Source organism: Enterobacter sp. MGH119 (genome assembly GCF_001037675.1).
In the GTDB taxonomy this organism is placed as follows: domain Bacteria; phylum Pseudomonadota; class Gammaproteobacteria; order Enterobacterales; family Enterobacteriaceae; genus Enterobacter; species Enterobacter hormaechei_C.
Map to the genome: position 1 here is coordinate 809,687 of NZ_KQ089929.1, position 19,759 is coordinate 829,445.

Sequence of the window (19,759 nt, forward strand, 5' to 3'; positions counted from 1 at the left end):
TTTTATGAACACTGGTAATAATTATGCTTTTCCCATCGTCTCAACCGCAAGCAATGAAGAGATTAAGGCGAACTACTGGAAATGCCTGTATACCTCTGCTGATAAAAAAATGCTTCAGTACTGGGTGATTTTGCCAAATCGTGTTAAGCCAGCTGAACTGACCCCGCAGCACCTTCCTGAGGTCGGCTTGACTAACTTGGGTCGCTATGCCACCGATGATGCGCAACCCTATATGGAAGTTTGGGCCGCTTATGAACGCTGTCAGTGGGAGATGAATCCCTCTGATTGGCTGTTTAATAAACTGGAACTGATGGGCGAAAAAGTGTTGAATCAGCGCTTGATTGCGCATCCTTCCGGTAGTGGCCTTTTTGCAGATGTGCTAACTCTCAAAACGCACTCGTCCGGCGACGAGGTCATTTCACGTTATACCGTACAGAAAGATTACAATCCGCAAGAAGGAGGCGGAAATTATTTCCTGATTAAAGCGGCCTGTGCCGCTCGCGACTACCCTGCGCTGGCGAATGATATTTACTTTACTGTAGTGAACTGGGATTTACTGCATCGTAGTAACTTGGTTCTGGCTGAACTGCTTAAGACCGTGAACCTCAGTGCTAAAAACAGCAGTGGATTTAAAGTACCGGAATCCTGGCAGGTGAATCCCCTTACAGAAACGCGCCTGGTGGTCGAGCACTCGTTTGATGGCATTAACTACGGTGTCATTAATCTTTGCTTTTTTTCGCAGGAGATGTTGTTTACCGCGCAGGATGTTTTTAGCGTTTCGATTAAACGGTTTCACGATCGAGAACCTGCCGTTACGCTTAAGACTGAAGCACTTGCTACTATTCCAAATGAGTTTAATCCATCCCTCGGAAAAACACTGTGGACATGCCGGGGGGAAATGTTCAGCGCAGAGGAAGAAATGCGCGCTGTTTACCAGTGCTATATTTTTAGCGTGGGCAAAGTCTGGTGCTATGCAGAACTGATTGGCAGACACCGTAACTATCATGATTACCACTTCGAGGCGAATAAACGCTGCCTCGAAATCATCCTGTCAACATTCCATATAGAAAATGTCTAATCTTTGACTCGATATTCAGGACAAATTCATGCGTACGCGTAGCTTTTCTTTTTTTAGATGATCGGTGACTTTGTCGGTTTCCCTGCCCTGTCAATATCATCTCCACCATAAACCGTCACTATCAGGAATCGAGCCTGGACTTCATCAGCCGTCTGATGGCGCTGGAGGCATTGCTATGCCGATATCCGTCAGGAGCGCAGGCAAGTAAGTCGGGCATCAGAAAATTCACACCACCACGGCGGCAGTGGTTACGCCAGAGCACGCTTTCAAAGATTCTTTCAAGTGAAAAGGATATATTTAAGTTGGATCATGAATAAAGAAAATTATACCGCGCTGGATTATATCAATGATGCTATTGATGCAATTAATAGTCGATTAGAGCAATATCCTACATTTCTTTATATGTTATGGAGAAGAATCAGTAAGATTATATTAAATCTATTCTTATTGGTGTTGAAAAATATAAAAGTAAATTACACACATTGAATCTCGGAGTGCTTGCGTCCAAAGAGTTTGATACTACTGATGACGAAATTTCTCAGCATTGTCCAATGCTAGGTATATAGCTTCGCAAATGGGACAAGGATTTAAGATTATTCTTCCTCATGAGCAAGGCGTAGAATACTTAAAAAGGCAAAAAAGATATCGCAAGTGATGCGCAGTCTTTGATTACAATCTCCCTTCTTCAAATTAATCAAAGATTTTTTGGTAAGAGAAAAGATGAATAATGGTCTGTCATATGACCCCCCCTGTTGCTCTATTTAAAGGGTGTGTGATGCAAGATCTTCACAGTAAAGACTCAGTAATCAATCATTATGCTGATCGTTATCAATGTTATATGCCAATTGATGTCCGTAATGGATTAAGAAGCAATAGTATAGATGCGTCGAATTCATCTCTCCCATGGGATGTAACATTACCTTTAGTCACGACTGAAGATGTTTCACGTGATAAAGCGCTTGGGGCGTTTGTGGGATTGGCTGTTGGGGACGCCGTCGGCACCACTCTTGAGTTTAAGAAAAGAGACAGTGAACATGTAGCAGATATGATTGGTGGGGGACCTTTTCAATTAAAACCTGGTGAATGGACAGATGATACGTCCATGGCATTATGTCTGGCAGAGACTTATCTTTCAGAAAACAGAATGCACACCGATGTGCTTAGAAAATATCTCCTGAAATGGTATCTTGACGGAGAGAATAGCAGTAATGGTCGGTGCTTCGATATCGGCAATACGACGCGGTTCGCGCTTGAACAGTATATGCGTGTCGGACCTTCCTGGTATGGTAATACAGAGAAACACACTGCTGGTAATGCTGGGGTTATTCGTCAAGCACCGGTATCTATCTTTCGTCGAAAATCACTGCGTGCGATTTACTTCGAATCACAGGCTCAGAGTCGAGCAACGCATGGCGCGGTAGAATCAATTAACGCATGCCAATTTCTCGGATTGGTATTGCACTATTTAATCAACGGTTATCAAAAAGAAGAAGCTTTTTCGCCTCATGTTTTCCCACTGTGCGCGCGTGTAATGATCATAAACGCGGGTGAGTATAAGCAAAAAACTCGCGACCAGATTCGTTCAAGTGGTTATGTTATCGATACGCTTGAGGCTGCGATGTGGTCCGTATGGAGTACGGATAATTTCCGTGATGCCATTCTGCTGGCAGCCAACCTTGCCGATGATGCTGACAGCGTTGCGGCGACGGCGGGACAAATAGCGGGGGCGTTGTATGGTTATTCCGCTATCCCGCAGGACTGGAAAGATAAACTCGTACAACACGAACGTATTGCCACAATGGCGGGTAAACTATTCGATAGAGCACCTGAGGATAATTTTTTATAGTTAGGATTACCAAGGGTAAGCGAGGGCATATGATGACTTGCGATCAGGTATGGAATTTTTAGTTAACTGAATCTACTGCAATGAATGAAATGACAATGTTTGGTTACGTTGATAGAGCATTAACTTTAGCACAGAAAAGATATGCAGACGTCAAGAATCGTGATCCCCAATCCCCGCTTTTGCAAATGTACGACTCTATTGTACAACAATTATTATTTCTACGGGATTTAATCGAAGGCAAGGAAAAGGATAGAGCGAAATTATGGGATATGACGTTCGGTATGTATGCAGGGAAGGAGTTTGATCATTCTGATGAGTTGTTTTTTGAAAGGTTGTCAGATGCCTGGTTTATTGTGGATCAAATCCGCCGAGGGTTAAAGGTTAGGCTGCCGCATGAGGTCGATACCAACTATAATAAAAAGAAACAAAACCTCATGAAGAAATTCCCTGATGAATTTTAGTATTTCATATGAATAATATTTTTTATTATGGGTGAAAGGTGATTGACTTACATGCTGATTTAAATGCCTTGTTAAAATATGTTGATAGATATCGTAAATACTTACCCATTAGCAGACCTTCAGTCCAGCGAAGGATGCAGTATACGTATGATAATAAGCCATTAGAGTCATCCTCAAATAGTGATGTACAAAAACAATGGGATTTACCACCACCATGTAATATCTCACTAGCGCAATCACGGGATCGTGCGGTAGGTACGCTTATTGGTCTTGCTGTTGGAGATGCTGTAGGTACGACGCTCGAATTTTTGCCTCGTGACAGAGCATACGTCAAAGATATGACAGGAGGTGGGCCATTTCAACTTCGTGCAGGCGAATGGACGGATGATACATCCATGGCATTATGTCTTGCGGAAACGCTTCTTGAGAAAGGCGATGCTGATACTATATGTTTCAGGAATAAGCTTCTGGAATGGTATCAGCATGGTTATAACAGTTCAAATGGCGTCTGTTTTGATATAGGTAATACAACGCGATTTGCTTTAGAGCAATATTTAACAATTGGCCCAGGATGGAGCGGCAATACTGCTCCAGAAACTGCGGGTAATGCTTCCATTATCAGACAAGCCCCTGTCTCTATTTTTTTTAGAAAGTCATTAAGCAAAGCGTTTTATGAAGCTAAAAAACAATGTATCGCAACACACGGTGCCGCGGAAGCAATCAATAGCACGCAGTATTTAAGTTATTTGCTTGTGCATATGATTAACGGTAGCAATAAAGATTTTGTTTTTTCTCCGCACGTTATGCCGCTTCAGCCACGCGTAATGATTATCAACGCGGGTGAATATAAGCAAAAAACTCGCGATCAGATTCGTTCAAGTGGTTATGTTATCGATACGCTTGAAGCCGCGATGTGGTCCGTATGGAATACGGATAATTTCCGTGATGCCATTCTGCTGGCAGCCAACCTTGCCGATGATGCTGACAGCGTTGCGGCGACGGCGGGACAAATAGCTGGAGCATTATATGGTTATTCCGGTATTCCGCAGGAGTGGAAAAACAATCTTGTACAACATGAACGTATCGCCAAAATGGCTGGTGAATTGTTCGATAGAGCCCCCGAAGACACTTTCTTATAACTGTTTATCTCAATGAAACTACAGGAAAAGTAGTTTTATTTTGTGGCAAGCGAAGTCAATCTTACAGCTACTCATTATCACATCAACGGCGTTTCCGCTTTGCATACTGAGATGAGTTAACTTCTGGCACTGAGATTAGTCCATAGTGGAATAAAGATTATGCTCAACCGAATTACCGTCCAGCTCCCGGTTGAGGGGCTGCTCTTCTGGAAACTCTCCGGCCGCGAGGCGATGTCCGAGTCGTTCGCGCTGACGCTGACTCTGCTCGGCACGGATGCGCGCATTGACCGCAGCAGGCTGCTGGGCCAGCCGGTCACGGTGACCATCCCGACGCAGAATCTGCTGACCTCCCGCTATATAAACGGCAAGATTACCCGGGTAGCGGTGAGCGCCGTTGAGCTGACGGGCACCCGCTATGCGGTGTACCAGCTGACGGTGGAGCCGGACCTGTGGCCGATGAAGCGCGACCGCAACCTGCGTATCTTCCAGGGCCAGACGGTGCCGCAGATTGTCAAAACCCTGCTGGGTGAGCATCAGGTTAACCTCGAAGACAAACTCACCGGCAGCTACCGGGTGTGGGACTACTGCGTGCAGTATCAGGAGTCGAGCCTGGACTTCATCAGCCGCCTGATGGAGCTGGAGGGGATTGCGTACTACTTCAGCCACGAGGCCGACAAACACACCCTGGTGCTCACCGACGCCGCTACCCAGCACCAGCCTTTCAGCGGCTATGAGGTCATTCCTTACCACCAGACGCCGTCCGGCGGCAGTACGGATGAAGAGGGCATCAGTCAGTGGGCGCTGGAGGACAGCGTGACGCCGGGGATTTACAGCCTCGACGACTACGACTTCCGCAAGCCGAATGCGTGGCTGTTCCAGGCCCAGCAGAACCCGGCGTCACCGAAACCGGGCAGCATCGACGTGTACGACTGGCCGGGGCGCTTTGTGGAGACGGGCCATGCGGAATTCTACGCCCGCATCCGTCAGGAGCGCTGGCAGGTGGAGCATCAGCAGATTCAGGCGACGGCCACGGCGGCGGGCATTGCGCCGGGCCACATCTTTACCCTCACCAACGCGCCGTTCTTCAGCGATAACGGGGAGTATCTGGTCACGGCGGCGGGCTACCATTTCGAGGAGAACCGCTACGCGAGCGGTGAGGGGGAGACCATTCACCGCACCGATTTCACCGTTATCCCGGCGTCGGTGTCCTACCGTCCGGCGCAGAGCACGGCGTGGCCGCGGACCTACGGCCCGCAGACGGCGAAAGTGGTGGGGCCGCAGGGGGAGAGTATCTGGACGGACAAATACGGTCGCGTGAAGGTGAAGTTCCACTGGGACCGTCTGGCGAAGGGCGATGACACCAGCTCCTGCTGGGTGCGTGTGTCGAGCGCGTGGGCGGGCCAGGGCTACGGCGGGGTGCAAATCCCGCGCGTCGGCGATGAGGTGGTGGTGGACTTTATCAACGGCGACCCGGACCGTCCGATCATTACTGGTCGCGTGTACAACGACGCGAGCATGCCGCCGTGGGCGCTGCCGGCTGCGGCGACGCAGATGGGCTTTATGAGCCGGACAAAAGACGGTTCCGTGGACAACGCCAACGCCCTGCGCTTTGAGGACAAGGCGGGCGCAGAGCAGGTGTGGATCCAGGCCGAGCGCAACATGGACACCAGCGTTAAAAATGATGAAACGCACACCGTTGGCGGCGCGCGCAGCCATTACGTGAAGAAAAATGAGCTGCATCGCGTGGAGGCTAATCAGATCCAGGCCGTGAAAGGCGGAACCGAGATCCTGACGGGTAAAGGCAAGCTGGATGCAGCGGTGGAGCAGTACGTCATTGCTTCCGGGACGAAGCTGCGGCTGGTCTCGGGCGAGAGTGCTATTGAGCTTAACGCTAACGGCAAAATTAACCTGATCGGCAAAGAGTTTAACTTCTTTGTGGAAGGGGATGGGTATATCACCACAGGCGGTAAGCTGCATCTGAATACGTCGGGCACCAAGCCGGGCACAACGGCGCCGGGATCGGGGCATAAAGGGGATATTGATGCGGCGGTGCAGGAGAAGTTTTCTCCGAATAAAAGTGCTAAGAATCCGGCTCCCGCAGCTTCAGCGCCAGCAGCAACCAGACCAAAACCAACAACAAAATTTGCATCAGCGCCACCATTAAAAGGGAGTTACGTCTATCAAAATAATTCCTACAACTCTGATGTGATGCCCTTCAGTGAAGATGTAGTTAAGGAAATCAATAAGTCACCAACGCTTCAGACACAATTAAAAGATCTAAAAGATAAAGGGTGGGCTATTCAGCCGGGAGCAGCAGGAGGGGGGAGTTACGCTGATACGAATAACAAATTGATTGTCATGGACCCTGAACACATGGAAGATACAGCCACAACGGTGCAAACTCTGGCACATGAGGCAGGGCATGCAACTTATCCTGTTGCGGTAGATTCTTCGAGTAAGGAAAGCTTCATCAACAGCCAGCTTATGGATGAAGGTGGAGCAACGCTGAATAACATTAAAATACAACGCGAGATCCTTGCAAACGGCGGTATTGATATTGATATAGCGGGAAGTGCCGAAAACCTAAAAGCATATAATTCTGCCTATGATAAAATGGTAAGTGGTGAGTTATCTCGCATTGATGCAGCCAAAGCAATAGGAAAAGTGTATGGTAAAGGCGAAATAGCCTCAGGGACTAATCTAAATTATAATGATTACTATGGAGGATTCTATGGAAAGTAGGATGATTAAAGCTACATTCCTCATTGTTCTTCCACTATTTTCAATATTTACCTATGCAGGGCATAATAAAATGAATCAAGATTCGTTGTGGCAAATGATTAAAGAAATGAAATCAGTGTGGGGTAAACAAGTTGAGGATGTCAGTAAACTGTTTAACCAACCGCTGATTAATAATACACAGGAGAAAGAAGACCGTTATACTTCAGCTCCCTTTACGTTAACTGATGGCACACGGATCAGTAATGTGGATGTTCGTTTATGGGGAAATGGTGATAACAGCGTATCTTTGGTTTCTTTCGTAGTTAATCAACCATGTATTACTCTTGATCAAGTCAAATCTCATTTTCCGGATCTGAAATTGTCTAATATCCCTCGCGGAAACACGCCGGGACAATCAGTTGGATATCGCACCCCTACCGATGAACGCGGGCTGGCATGGGCATTTAGCTTTCCAGTTCTGAATCAGGAATGCCTGGGCAGGGTAGTTATGTCACGCTACGAACAATAAGTTGCGAGGCAATTTTACGGGCTGTGAAAGAAGATAATTATCAAACGGCTAATAATATCGCTGCCCCTAAAGTTTTTGCGGAAAAAAAGAAAGTGCTAACGTTCTAATGATCATATTTCTCTGAGTCGCTAAGCAGTAATTAATATTGGCGGTATAAATTTTAGCGCTTTTAATTTTATTTTTCTAATAAATCATCCCGAGTTCACTTATGAAATACACCCTCCAGGAAGGTTCCTTTACCCTTTTTCCTGCCGCCTGGCAGGACAACAGCATGAACATCATTCGCGATGACGAAAGCGGGCTGTCCGTGGTAGTCAGCCGCGGCGTCATCCCGGATGGTAGCGATTACGAACAAGAGTTCCACCGTCAGTGGGAAGTCCTGCGCCCTCAGATGGGGGAGATCGCCCAGAGCGAATTTCAGCACGTAAAAGCCGGGCCAGACGGAAACATTAGCGGACTGGAAGTTGAGACCACCTTTGACCGTAACGGCCAGCGCCTGTGGCAAAAACAGCTGGCCGTGCAGACGCCGGGCAAACCGGTACTGATGATTTTTACCCTCTCGGCCTTAAAAGCCTTTACGGAAGAGGACGAGGCGCGCTGGAGCGCACTGAAGCAGAGTCTGACGCTAAACGACAACCGGAATGTGTAAGGCATGAGCGATAACAACGCGGCCCGTAAGGGCGACGAGATTATTCACTCCAGCATTTTTGCTGATATTACCAGCATTGTGGCGGAAGGCGCTGCCTATGCGGTGATTGGCGCGGCGGTGGGCGCGGCAGCGACCGTCGCGGCCCCACTGCTGGGAGCCGGGGCCGCAGCGGCAGGCGTGGCGGCAATTGGATCCAGCTGTCTGTTGAGCGGCATTATTGGTGGGGTTCTGGCGAACGTCGCGGGGATCACCGACGATATCAGCAATGCTGCTGAAGGGCTGGGCAACGCGCTTTTTCCGCCGTCGCCTGCGGGTAAGATCACCACCGGTTCGAGCAATGTTCTGACAAATAAACTTCCCGCTGCACGCGCAGCCGGGACGTTAACGCCTGCCGATACCCCGTCTCCTGAGCCGCAGTCGCCGGGCAGCTTTGCCGATTACGCGGGCATGCTGCTTTCCGCCGCCGGACAGTTTGGCAGCGAAATGTGGCAGCCGAGCGTTGCCTCAGCCGCCGCGGGAACCTCGCCGCTGGAAGAAGATAAGGTGGCGTGTGAAAAGCACTCCGGGCCACAGTATCTGGCGGAAGGCTCCAAAAGCGTCTTCATCAACGGACAGCCTGCGGTGCGCGCAAAAGATCGCACCACCTGCGAAGGCACCGTTTCCGACGACGTCTCCCCGAACGTGATCATCGGCGGCGACACCCTCACGGTCCGCGATATCAAAAGTGGTAAAACGCCGGGTCTGGCGTTGGGGATGATTGCGCTCTCCCTGCTGCGCGGGCGTCCGGGCAAGATCCTGAAAAACATGCCCTGCGCGCTGGCTGCTGCCGGTGGCGGGATGCTGGCTGATATGGCCGTCAACGCCGTGTTCGGCTCCTCGCACCCGGTTCACGCCGCTACCGGCGTGAAGGTGCTGAACGACGACGATGAACTCGATTTCTCGCTGCCGGGGCGCTTTCCGCTGCGCTGGCAGCGCAGCTACAACAGCCTGACCATCCGCGAAGGGCTGTTTGGTCTGGGCTGGGCTACCACCTTTGACAGCTATCTGACGCTGGAAGAAAACAATGCCACCTGGTTCGATGAAACCGGGCGCGAGCTGAGCTTTGAACTGCCGCCGGTCGACCGCGCGTTTTACAGCATCAGCGAAGGCATTATCATCCGCCGCAATGAGAGCGGCGACGTGGCGATTGCCGACGATGACGGCGCGGTGTGGCGTCTGTATAAACCGACCCGCGCTAACCCCTCCATCCTGCGCCTGGCCTCCCTCAGCGACGAGTACGGCAATGCGCTGCTGACGGCGTGGGACGAGCACGGCAGGCTGGTTGGTATCCATGATGAGCCGCGGGCGATCGACGTCACCCTGCGCTATGACGATGAACGTTTCCCGCAGCGTGTTACCGCAGCCAGCCATCTCGACGGCAACAAAACCTGGCCGCTGATGCAGTGGGGGTACGATGCGCGCGGCCAGCTGGCGAGCGCGACGGATGCCTCCGGCGTGGTGACGCGTGAATACCGTTACAACGACCACGGCCTGATGGCCTGGCACCGCTTGCCGGGGGGGCTGGAGAGCGAATACCGCTGGCAAAAATTCGACCACTGGCGCGTGGTGGAAAACCGCACCAGCACCGGCGACGGCTGTCGCTTTACCTATGATCTAGCCGCCGGGCTGACGACCGTCGAACACTACGACGGTCAGACGCGAAAGCATTACTGGAACGCGCAAAACCTCATTGTTCGCTACGTTGACGAGAGCGGTGAGAACTGGCGCTACGAGTGGGATGACAACGAACTCCTAACGCGTCGCATCGATCCGCTGGGTAATGCCGTTACCTTCGTCTATGACGACATGGGCAACCGGGTGCAGGAGATCGACGCCGACGGCAACACCCGCACCACCACCTGGCTGGAGCACCGCGCGCTTCCCGCGGCCATTATCGAAGCTGACGGCAGCGCCACCCGGTTCTGGTACGACGAACATCACGGGCTGAAGCGCGTGGTGGACCCGATGGGGCAGACCACGCTGCTGCGTCGGGACGAGTTTGGTCAGGTTGTGGAAGAAGTCGATGCCGCCGGGAACAGCCGCTACCAGGAGTACAACGAGGCCGGGCAGATGGTGCGTGCGACGGACTGTTCGGGCCGTGTGACACAATACCGTTATCATCCGCTGGGCTGGCTGGTGGCTGAGACAGCCGCCGACGGTGAAGAGACTCGCTACCGCTACGACGCCGCAGGGCGTCCGGTGCAGCTCGATCGCCCGGAAGGCTGGACGGAATCGCTCAAATGGAACGAACGTGGCCTGCCGGTGAAGCATGCGGGCGCCGACGGGAAAGAGAGCGAGTTCAGATACGACGAAGCGGGGCGCTTAACCGCCACCCGAAATACGCAGGGTGAAGAGGTGCGCCGCCGCTGGGACAGCCGCGGGCGTCTGATTGCCCTGGAAAACGAGAACGGCGAAGCGTATCAGTTCCGCTGGGGGCCAGACTCGCTGCTGCTGGAAGAGGTGGGGCTTGATGGCGTGGCCTCGCAGTATCGCTATGACGCCTGCGGGCGCACGATTGCGCGCACCTTTGCCGCCGGTCATCCGGAGGCCATCACCCATGCCTTTGCCTGGAGCGCGAGCGGCCAGCTGGTCGCCCGCACCACGCCGGAAGGGCAGACCCGCTACCATTACACGCCGTCCGGCCTTCTGAGCCGGATTGGGCTTCATCCTGCGCTTTCAGCCGACGTGTGGACCACCGAGGCAGAGCAGGAGCTTGTGTTTGAGTATGACGCGCTCGGGCGCGTCACGCGCGAAGCTGGCGAGCACGGTGAGCTGGCGTGGGAGTATGACGCGCTGGGCAACCGCACCTCCGTCACGCTGCCCGATGGCCGCGAGCTGAAGCAGTTCTACTACGGCAGCGGGCATCTGCTCAGCATTGCGCTCGATAAGCTGTCGGTCTCCGACTTTACCCGCGACGAACTCCACCGGGAGACCAGCCGCACCCAGGGGCTGCTGACCATCCGCAGCGAATACGACCGCCTTGGTCGCCTGCATCGGCGGGACGTCTTTACCGGCAACGCCCAGCGCCCGTCGCCGCGCCGCTGGTCCCGCCGCTGGGATTACGACTATCGCAATAACCTGGTCCGCGAAGAGCGGGACGATAATCCGTTCAGCTGGTACCGCTGGCAGTACGACAGCGCAGGCCGGCTGATGGTTCAGGACGGCACGCTGCCCGGTCAGGAGCAGTGGCGCTGGGATGCAGCCGGTAACCCGCTCGAAGGATCTGTTGAGAAGGTCACGCACAACCGGCTGACGCAGCTGAACGGCATTCGCTGGCGCTATGACGTCCACGGCCGCACCGTGGAGAAAGATAACGGACAGACCCGCTGGCACTACCGCTACGACGGCGAGCACCGCCTGACGGAGGTCATCAGCCAGCCGCGGGACCGCAACAGGCCGCAGACGCAGGTCAGCTTCCGCTACGATCCGCTCGGGCGACGCATCAGCAAAACGCGCCGCCAGATGCTGGGCGGACAGCCAGCCGGCAAGCCGGTCACCACGCGGTTTGTCTGGGAAGGGTTCCGGCTGTTGCAGGAAGTGCACGGGGAAGTGCCTCTGACCTACGTCTACAGCGATCAGGACAGCTACGATCCGCTGGCGCGTATCGACGGCGTTGATGCCCCGGAAATCTTCTGGTTCCACTGTCAGCCGAACGGCACGCCGGAACGGATGACGGATAGCGAAGGACAGGTGCGCTGGGAAGGGGTAAACAGCGCCTGGGGCAAGCTGCTGCGGGAAAGCGAGACGCAGGTATCAGGATATTCCCAGAACCTGCGCATGCAGGGGCAATACCTGGACCGCGAGACAGGGCTGCACTACAATCTGTTCCGGTATTATGACCCGGACTGCGGACTATTTACGCAGCAGGACCCGATAGGGCTGGCGGGAGGGATTAACCTTTACCAGTATGCGCCGAATGCGCTGGGGTGGGTGGATCCGTGGGGGTTAAAATGTGGTTTTTCTCAAAAAGATCGTATAACACAAAGATGGGTGGATAGATTAACAGGGAAAAAACCCGCTGATGTTCATAATATTTTGACATCCAAAGGTTGGACGAGAACATATCCACAAGCCAATAAACCAGGAGCTATCCAACATATTCAATATGTCAAAACAACAAAATCAGGTACTACGTACAAATTAGATTATCATCCCGGAGGGACTCCAACTCAACCTAATATTCATGGTAATGATTACTGGAAAGTTTATCGCGAAGTTGATGGTGCTGATGTAGTATATGGGAGAATTGGTCATGGAGAGTTTAAAAATTATGATTTAATAACCGATTCACCTGTTTATGTTGACGGAGTTTTACTTAATGGGGGGGTATAAAATGATTGATTTTAATGCTGATATTTTATCAGGAAGAGCACTAGGTAACGTTTTTTTGGGGGATAATATCAGTAAGTACATAAGCGAGTTATATGCTGGCTATAAGGTAACTTACTTTGATTATTTCTTGCCTGATGATAATAAAAGGCTTGCATATATTGTAGATGACACAATGACAATCGCTACCCTTGAAGATGGAACGATCATTTCTATTGGTTGTAACGTAAACTATAAGGGGAGGTATAATAAAATATTACAAACAGGTCAAACGATGGGGGAAATAATAGGGTTGACTTACAAACAGCGTATATTTAATGGCTGTATTATTATAAATGACGACTTTGGTTTTTCATTCGAGTTGCCAGCGCCATATGATGAAATTGCAGATAGCATTGCACATGTTCCACTAGATCTTGTTCTTAATGAAATCCGTGTTGCTGATTACTCTGATTGGAACCCACAAAAAATAAAACGCTGAAGTGTGGGTTAGGGTTGATCCCTCGGATTATTTACTTTACCTAAAACCCTAGGTAAGCATTTTCTGGAGTCATGACATCCACTGTCGTAAGTAAAATACCCAGCGCCCGTCGCAGCGCCGCTGGGATTACTACTACCGCAATAACTTGGTGCGCGAAGAGCGGGACGATAACCCGTTCAAATGGTACCGCTGGCAGTACGACAGACAGTGCCGAGCGTCTCCTGGTTCAGGACGGCACGCTGGCCGGAGAGGAGCAGGGGGTCTGGGATGCAGCCGCTAACCCGCTCGAAGGTTCTGTTGAGAACATTACGCACAACCGCCTGGCGCAGCTGAATGATATTCGCTGGCGTTATAATACCCATGCTTGCACTGTAGAGAAGGATAACGGCCAAACCCGAGGAACCGCAAAAAACCGCAGACGCAGGTCAGCTTCCGCTACGATCCGCTCGGTCGCCGCATCAGTAAAACGCGACGCCAGAAGCTGGGCGGACAGCCAACCGGCAAGCCATCACCACCCGGTGTGTCTGGGAATGACTGCCTACTGGGGGAAGCGCACGGGGATGTGCTGTTCACCTACGTCGACGAAAGTGGTCAGGACAACTACGATTTGCTGGCGCGTGTAGATAGTGTTGATGCTTCATATATCTTCTGGGTCCATTGCCAATCCAACGGCACGGCACAACTTATAACTGATATCTAAAAGCAGTAATTTTGGTGCAGGTTCGAGTATTGGTAATGTTTTTCCATAACAATCATATGGAACAAGAATAAAAGTCTAGGGAATATAATGAGTGATAAGATCATGCAAACAGTAGATCTGCTAATTTCACATAGTCAAATATTGTTACGATCCAGAGACTATGACGAAAAGCTGAGTCAGTGGGGAAAAGGTAATGCTTCTCAAGGCGCTGTTTTACACAAGGATTATGTTGTATTCGATCCATTACCAGAGGACGCATTTGGAGCAAACGTCAATATCAAAATAGATAATGCTTTTAAATTAGATCAAAATGCACAACGCTGCATTGTTGTTCCATTTTTTATTACGGATAAAAATAAGATCCAGATCGCATCTGCGACAGAGAAATTTGATGTAAGCATTAACGTAACCGGCAAGATTTATTCGCTCTTTTATGAGGTTTGTGAGGGGGACGAGATTTATTATAATTTTACTCTTGTGCCTGAAAAAGAAGCAATCCCTACTAAGTTTTTATTAGACGACCCTTGGGGAGGGAAAAAATACAATCCTCTAAAAGAGGGTTTTTTTTAAAGTTAATAATAACTAAATCGAATGAAAAAAAATCATACGTTAAACAAGAAGTTCACCACATGAACCTCGTTAACGAAGTAATCTTTCCCTTCCGTACGCATCTTGCCTGCTTCTTTCGCGCCTTGCTCACCCTTGCAGGTGATAAAGTCTTAAAACGCGATAGTCTGCGCACGAATGAAGCCCTTCTCAAAGTCGGTGTGGATCTTACCGGCCGCGTGAGGCGCAGTCGCACCGACAGGGATGATTCACGCGTTCACTTCTTTCACGCCCGCGGTGAAGTAGGTTTGCAGGCTGAGCAGCTCATAGCCCGCGCGGATCACGCGGTTCAGCCCCCGCTCGGCCATGAACTCTTTATGGTCGCCGTCGATGATTTCAGCGATATCGGATTCAACCGCGGCGTAAACCGCTACCTCTACAGAACCTTTACCGCTTGAAGACTCTGCTGAGAAGGTCACGCACAACCGTCTGACGCAGCTGAACGTCATTCGCTGGCACTACTGTTATGACGGTGAACATCACCTGACGGAGGTCATCAGCCAGCTGCGGGACCGTAACAGGCCGCGGACGCAGGTCAGCTTCCGTTACCCTCATACATTGTGACATTCCCAACAGTCAATCAATATAGAGGTGATCCTTTGGGTTATCATCAAGCGTTACAGGTAAAATTAGATGTAACTGGCTTAGATGTAATTGAACCCCGGAAAAATACATTTTTGATCTTAAACACAAAAGATCTCGTTGTCTCTAAAAGAATTGTTAAAAGTGGGAGGAGTTGTGGTTGAGGTGAAAATATATTATAAAGGAAGTGTTGATTTTATTGCAGGTGAAGGGACTATTCTCAATGAGTTCATAGGAGAAGTAGCCACGCGACAAATAAATATTATAGATGGAAATTATTATGCTTCTTCCTCTTTGCTAGATAAAAAAGAAAAAGTTGGCTTCCTGCTGTATGATGGTAAGAAAAGCGACCTGAACTTAAGTGACGCCGAAGAAATTTCAAATGAGGAATTTGAAGTTTTCTGGCAAACATCAACGGGTTCATTGCAAGAAAAAAAGCGAATAAAATACTTGTCTGGAGATGCTGTGGAACCTTTGAAAAAATCCACAGTTATTGCTCATATTGTGAATAATAAAGGGAAGTGGGGTAAAGGTTTTGTTCTGTCCCTTTCAAATAAATATCCTGCGGCAAAAAAAAGCTATCTTAGTTGCTTCAAAGAAAATAACTTCCCAGAATTAGGGGTGGTTGATTTTGTTATGGTTGATGCTCAGGAGAAGATATTTATTGCGAATATGTATGCGCAGGATGGTATAAAGAAAAATATCAACGACAAAAAACAATACGTATGTTATGACTCTCTGAAAGTTTGTCTTGAAAAATTATCTGACTTTGCTTTAGTTAATCGCCTTTCTATACAAATGCCAAGGATAGGAGCTGGCCTCGGTGGTGGTGATTGGAATGTTATAGAGTCCTTAATACTAAAAAATATTTGCTATAAAATGATTGATTGCAATGTAATAACTTTATAATTTTAAATAAAATTTAACCATAGATTATGGTGTTTTTGGCGGTTTCTTAGGCAAAGTTTTTTATTTAAAAGGACAAGATCTTAAGTATTATAATATCTATAACAATATACTATTGATCAAGGGAACGAGTTTCACGACAACCAAAAATACGCCGAGGCTTTAGAGCAAAACCAAAAAGCCTGGCAAGCGCTTCCTGAGCCATAGCTCGAATGGGAACTCGCCAACTGGATCGCTGCCTGCATGTACAGCGCATGTTTTGATCTTGCGGATTATGCTGAGGAAAACAAATGGGGAAAAACGACATTACGGACACGTGGATCGGATATAGACACTGCACCCTTAATCGATCTCGGCATGGTCTGTTATGAGTGAAATCAATTCGAGGAAGCGTATAAATATTTTAACGATGCTTATAACTACAGCAAAGAGCGTGCGTTTCAGGATAGACCTAAAAAATATCTAGAGTTCTATCTGCGCAAAAGGGATAAGTTCGTTACTCTATAAAAAAATCAAACATTACGCGTGGATCCGACAACGCCAGGTAGGTCGTGTGAATTACCATCGATATGGGCAGAATGGCTTGAAGAAGTAGCGATTCCAGGCTCCGGGAATGTAAGATAGGTTACTATATGAATATCAATAAAGATGACGAACTCCTTGTGATAGTTAAGTATGAAGGAAGATTTTATTGGTTCGTTGCGTTCAAGGAAATGTGGGTCTTAGACAGAGTAAAATGGGTAGAGGATTTTGTGAAAAGTGGGGTGGAAATAAACCTACAGAATACCCATAAGGAAAGATATGACATACCAGTTGTAAATGAAGAAAACGCGCAGATATTCATTGATGGTTTAATTAACGATGGTTATTCATACGATAAGGATGACATTGCTGAGGAGTTTTATAAAAGGCTTTCGCAAAAAACAATTTGGTGGGATATATATGAACTTATGCCGGATTTATTTATAGACTTTGATAATAAAAGATTATATTCGGAATATGTTGAGAGTATGCATTATCAAGAATATGTTCCTGATGGTTGGCAAGGTGAACTTGTTGATTTTTGCAGTAATGGATCGTTACCTCAAGATGAAATGTTCTGGATAAAAAATGAAACTGATCATAGAAGCGTTTTGATCGCTAAAGGATAAAATATATTTTCGGCAAACCATTTTTAGACATTGCAATGGTCGATTCAACACGCCAATTTGTGTTTGTGTTAAGCGAGACAAAGCCGTTACCAATCGTTTTGACCATCTTCAACGCTCAGGGTGAAAAACTATTTTGGTCTGCATCTCCTGAAAGTGCTATTTTCTATTACTTAACATTAAACCAGTCAAAGGAAGTGGTTGTTGTATGTAATTTTACAGTAATACAAAATGGCTGGCATAATTGGTTTTATTCTTGGGATATGAAGCGTAACGCGTTGTCTAGATCAGGACCTTCGTACTAAATTCACATTTAACATTAAAATTACAGCGACAAGAGTGCCTGAAACTGGCGTACGCAAAGGGGGTATACCTGCTAAAGGTGAGAGACTTGCCTGACCAGCAGAGCGTTTACACCAGCACCCTTTTCAGACGTTAAAATTTGCGACTGCCGACATCATTCTCTTTACCATGTAAAAAAAAATCCACGCCCAAGCGGGGATTTTTCCCATTAAAAACAACTCAAAGGTTAAACAAGAAGTTCATCACATCGCCATCTTTAATGATGTAATCTTTGCCTTCCGCACGCATCTTGCCTGTTTCTTTCGCGCCTTGCTCTCCCTTGTAGGTGATAAAGTCTTCAAACACGATAGTCTGTGTACGAATAAAGCCTTTCACGAAATCGGTGTGGATTTTATCGGCCGCCTGAGGCGCAGTCGCACCCTCAGGGATGGTCCACGCACTTCTTTTACGCCCGCGGTGAAGTAGGTTTGCAGGCTGAGCATCTCATGGCCCGCGCGGATCACGCGGTTCAGACCCTGCTCGGCCATGAAATCTTCACGATCGGCGTCGTTCATTTCAGCGATATCGGATTCAACCGCGTTCCAAAACGCTACCACTACAGAACCTTTATCGCTTGAAGAGTCTGCTGAGAAGGTCACGCACAACCGCCTGACGCAGCTGAACGGCATTCGCTGGCGCTATGACATCCACGGCCGCACCGTGGAGAAGGATAACGGCCAGACCCGCTGGCACTACCGCTACGACAGCGAGCATCGCCTGACGGAGGTCATCAGCCAGCCGCGGAATCGCAACAGGCCGCAGACGCAGGCCAGCTTACGCTATGACCCGCTCGGGCGACGCATCAGCAAAACGCGTCGCCAGATGGTGGGCGGACAGCCAACCGGTAACCCAGTCACCACCTGGTTTGTATGGGAAGGGTTCCGGCTGTTGCAGGAAGTGCACGGGGATGTGCCACTGACCTACGTCTACAGCGATCAGGACAGCTACGATCCGCTGGCGCGTATCGACGGCGTTGATGCCCCGGAAATCTTCTGGTTCCACTGTCAGCCGAACGGCACGCCGGAACGGATGACGGATAGCGAAGGACAGGTGCGCTGGGAAGGGGTAAACAGCGCCTGGGGCAAGCTGTTGCGGGAAAGCGAGACGCAGGTATCAGGATATTCTCAGAACCTGCGGATGCAGGGGCAATACCTGGATCGTGAGACAGGGCTGCACTACAATCTGTTCCGGTATTATGACCCGGACTGCGGAAGGTTTACGCAGCAGGACCCGATAGGGCTGGCGGGGGGGATAAACCTTTACCAGTATGCGCCGAATGCGCTGGGGTGGGTGGATCCGTGGGGGTTGAGCCGCGAGTGTAGCGGTAAAACAAAACCTGATTTCTATGTTGGTCCAAATGGCCCTAGTTCGACTATGCCTTCTACAGCATATCGTTATGTGGATAGCAAATATGCTCCACAGACAATAGAAAATAAATCAGCCCCGTTAAGTTATTTTGGGTATACGAAATATAAACCTGCACATGAAGCCAGGGACGCCTATCAAATTTTTTATGAGAAAGGTAATCCTGATTCATGGAGTGATGCACGTTTATTAGGTGAGTTTGATACATTACAACTGTATAAAAATGGAGTGCCTCAGGTGCAAGTACCTCTTGCCAATGGTGGTCGAGGGCCTGGATATGAGCTTTTCACCAGTGCATATCCTGAGTATGGTAAAGGTGGGGCATTACAGTTGCTACCAATCGAACGTAATTACCCTGTTATTTTTGAACGTGTTACTATAATTCCGGAGTAAAAGCGATGACAGATGAAGAGTTACGAAAGAATCTTGTTTTTTTAATAAAAAAATATGTTCCGGAAAGTCAACAAAAAGCATTTTATGATGATATATCAAAGTCTACTGTGCCAGTGAAAGGTATTTTAGCTGACTTTAATAAAATCAAAACCAGAACTGTTGATGAAGTTGATGGAGATTTAATACGGGATATTTACTTTTATTTTTGTTGACAGATAATTACGTGGGGGATTTATTTTTCCGTTCGTTTTTTATATTTTTTTGGTTGGGAATGGCTCGGTAAAGAGATGAAAATTATCTTTACCGGCAATCAAAATATCAGCAATGGCGTTTAGGAAATTATTAGTTACGCTGATCTCACAGAAAAAAATAATTGAAAATATTTAATTATGCTGGTGATTTGTATAATGGAGAGGACTAAATCAGGCGGTTAGTTGTTGCCGAA

General features: G+C 48.9%; 15 protein-coding genes and 4 pseudogenes. 17 read left to right on the top strand and 2 right to left on the bottom strand.

What is annotated here, in order from left to right:
- Positions 1-4: 4 nt before the first annotated feature.
- The 12 genes from SK53_RS03770 to comJ all read left to right on the top strand — a co-directional run bounded on the left by SK53_RS03770 (position 5) and on the right by comJ (position 14,542).
- A complete protein-coding gene (locus SK53_RS03770) occupies positions 5-1,078 on the top strand; it encodes a hypothetical protein (protein ID WP_023314297.1) in 1,074 nt (357 codons plus the stop codon).
- A gap of 482 nt (positions 1,079-1,560) precedes the next feature.
- A complete protein-coding gene (locus SK53_RS23870; protein ID WP_230246519.1) occupies positions 1,561-1,644 on the top strand; it encodes a hypothetical protein in 84 nt (27 codons plus the stop codon).
- A 209-nt stretch (positions 1,645-1,853) separates the two neighbouring features.
- Entirely contained in the window at positions 1,854-2,924 is a 1,071-nt protein-coding gene (tri1, locus tag SK53_RS03780) for an ADP-ribosylarginine hydrolase Tri1 (protein ID WP_048208549.1), read from the top strand.
- A gap of 80 nt (positions 2,925-3,004) precedes the next feature.
- Positions 3,005-3,385 carry an immunity protein Tsi6 family protein gene (locus tag SK53_RS03785; RefSeq protein ID WP_022651396.1) on the top strand — a complete coding sequence of 127 codons (381 nt, stop codon included), beginning with the start codon at positions 3,005-3,007 and terminating at the stop codon, positions 3,383-3,385.
- 38 nt (positions 3,386-3,423) lie between these two features.
- Entirely contained in the window at positions 3,424-4,524 is a 1,101-nt protein-coding gene (tri1, locus tag SK53_RS03790) for an ADP-ribosylarginine hydrolase Tri1 (protein ID WP_032634185.1), read from the top strand.
- A 159-nt stretch (positions 4,525-4,683) separates the two neighbouring features.
- Complete coding sequence (locus SK53_RS23295; protein ID WP_048208550.1) at positions 4,684-7,266, top strand: type VI secretion system Vgr family protein; 2,583 nt, start codon at positions 4,684-4,686, stop codon at positions 7,264-7,266.
- 1 nt (position 7,267) lies between these two features.
- Positions 7,268-7,774, top strand: a complete 507-nt coding sequence (locus tag SK53_RS03800; RefSeq protein WP_223831766.1) for a hypothetical protein — start codon at positions 7,268-7,270, stop codon at positions 7,772-7,774.
- Between the two features lie 208 nt (positions 7,775-7,982).
- Complete coding sequence (locus SK53_RS03805) at positions 7,983-8,423, top strand: DcrB-related protein (protein ID WP_023314292.1); 441 nt, start codon at positions 7,983-7,985, stop codon at positions 8,421-8,423.
- A gap of 3 nt (positions 8,424-8,426) precedes the next feature.
- Complete coding sequence (locus tag SK53_RS03810) at positions 8,427-12,794, top strand: RHS repeat-associated core domain-containing protein (protein WP_242637250.1); 4,368 nt, start codon at positions 8,427-8,429, stop codon at positions 12,792-12,794.
- A 1-nt stretch (position 12,795) separates the two neighbouring features.
- Positions 12,796-13,272, top strand: a complete 477-nt coding sequence (locus tag SK53_RS03815; RefSeq protein WP_032609451.1) for a hypothetical protein — start codon at positions 12,796-12,798, stop codon at positions 13,270-13,272.
- A gap of 71 nt (positions 13,273-13,343) precedes the next feature.
- Positions 13,344-13,895, top strand: a complete 552-nt coding sequence (locus SK53_RS23300; RefSeq protein ID WP_223307895.1) for a hypothetical protein — start codon at positions 13,344-13,346, stop codon at positions 13,893-13,895.
- A gap of 164 nt (positions 13,896-14,059) precedes the next feature.
- A complete protein-coding gene (gene comJ / locus SK53_RS03825; RefSeq protein WP_048208553.1) occupies positions 14,060-14,542 on the top strand; it encodes a competence protein ComJ in 483 nt (160 codons plus the stop codon).
- 32 nt (positions 14,543-14,574) lie between these two features.
- Here comJ and SK53_RS03830 read toward each other — a convergent pair.
- Positions 14,575-14,982 (bottom strand): annotated as a pseudogene (locus tag SK53_RS03830) (DUF933 domain-containing protein); the annotation flags it as partial.
- Here SK53_RS03830 and SK53_RS24020 point away from each other — a divergent pair.
- The 3 genes and pseudogenes from SK53_RS24020 to SK53_RS03840 form a co-directional block, all read left to right on the top strand.
- Positions 14,969-15,127, top strand: a pseudogene (locus SK53_RS24020) (RHS repeat protein); the annotation flags it as partial. The pseudogenes SK53_RS03830 and SK53_RS24020 sit on opposite strands and share 14 nt — an antisense overlap.
- Before the next feature lie 153 nt (positions 15,128-15,280).
- Entirely contained in the window at positions 15,281-16,069 is a 789-nt protein-coding gene (locus SK53_RS03835; RefSeq protein ID WP_045898815.1) for a macro domain-containing protein, read from the top strand.
- A gap of 629 nt (positions 16,070-16,698) precedes the next feature.
- Positions 16,699-17,217, top strand: coding sequence for a hypothetical protein (locus tag SK53_RS03840; protein WP_023324823.1), 519 nt, complete (start codon positions 16,699-16,701; stop codon positions 17,215-17,217).
- A 519-nt stretch (positions 17,218-17,736) separates the two neighbouring features.
- On the opposite strand, the pseudogene SK53_RS03845 reads toward SK53_RS03840, so the two are convergent.
- Positions 17,737-18,134, bottom strand: a pseudogene (locus tag SK53_RS03845) (DUF933 domain-containing protein); the annotation flags it as partial.
- Between SK53_RS03845 and SK53_RS03850 the strand changes: the two are divergent.
- Both SK53_RS03850 and SK53_RS03855 read left to right on the top strand, forming a co-directional pair.
- A pseudogene (locus SK53_RS03850) lies at positions 18,130-19,314 on the top strand (RHS repeat domain-containing protein); the annotation flags it as partial. The pseudogenes SK53_RS03845 and SK53_RS03850 sit on opposite strands and share 5 nt — an antisense overlap.
- Before the next feature lie 5 nt (positions 19,315-19,319).
- Complete coding sequence (locus SK53_RS03855; protein WP_022648388.1) at positions 19,320-19,526, top strand: hypothetical protein; 207 nt, start codon at positions 19,320-19,322, stop codon at positions 19,524-19,526.
- Positions 19,527-19,759 lie beyond the last annotated feature (233 nt).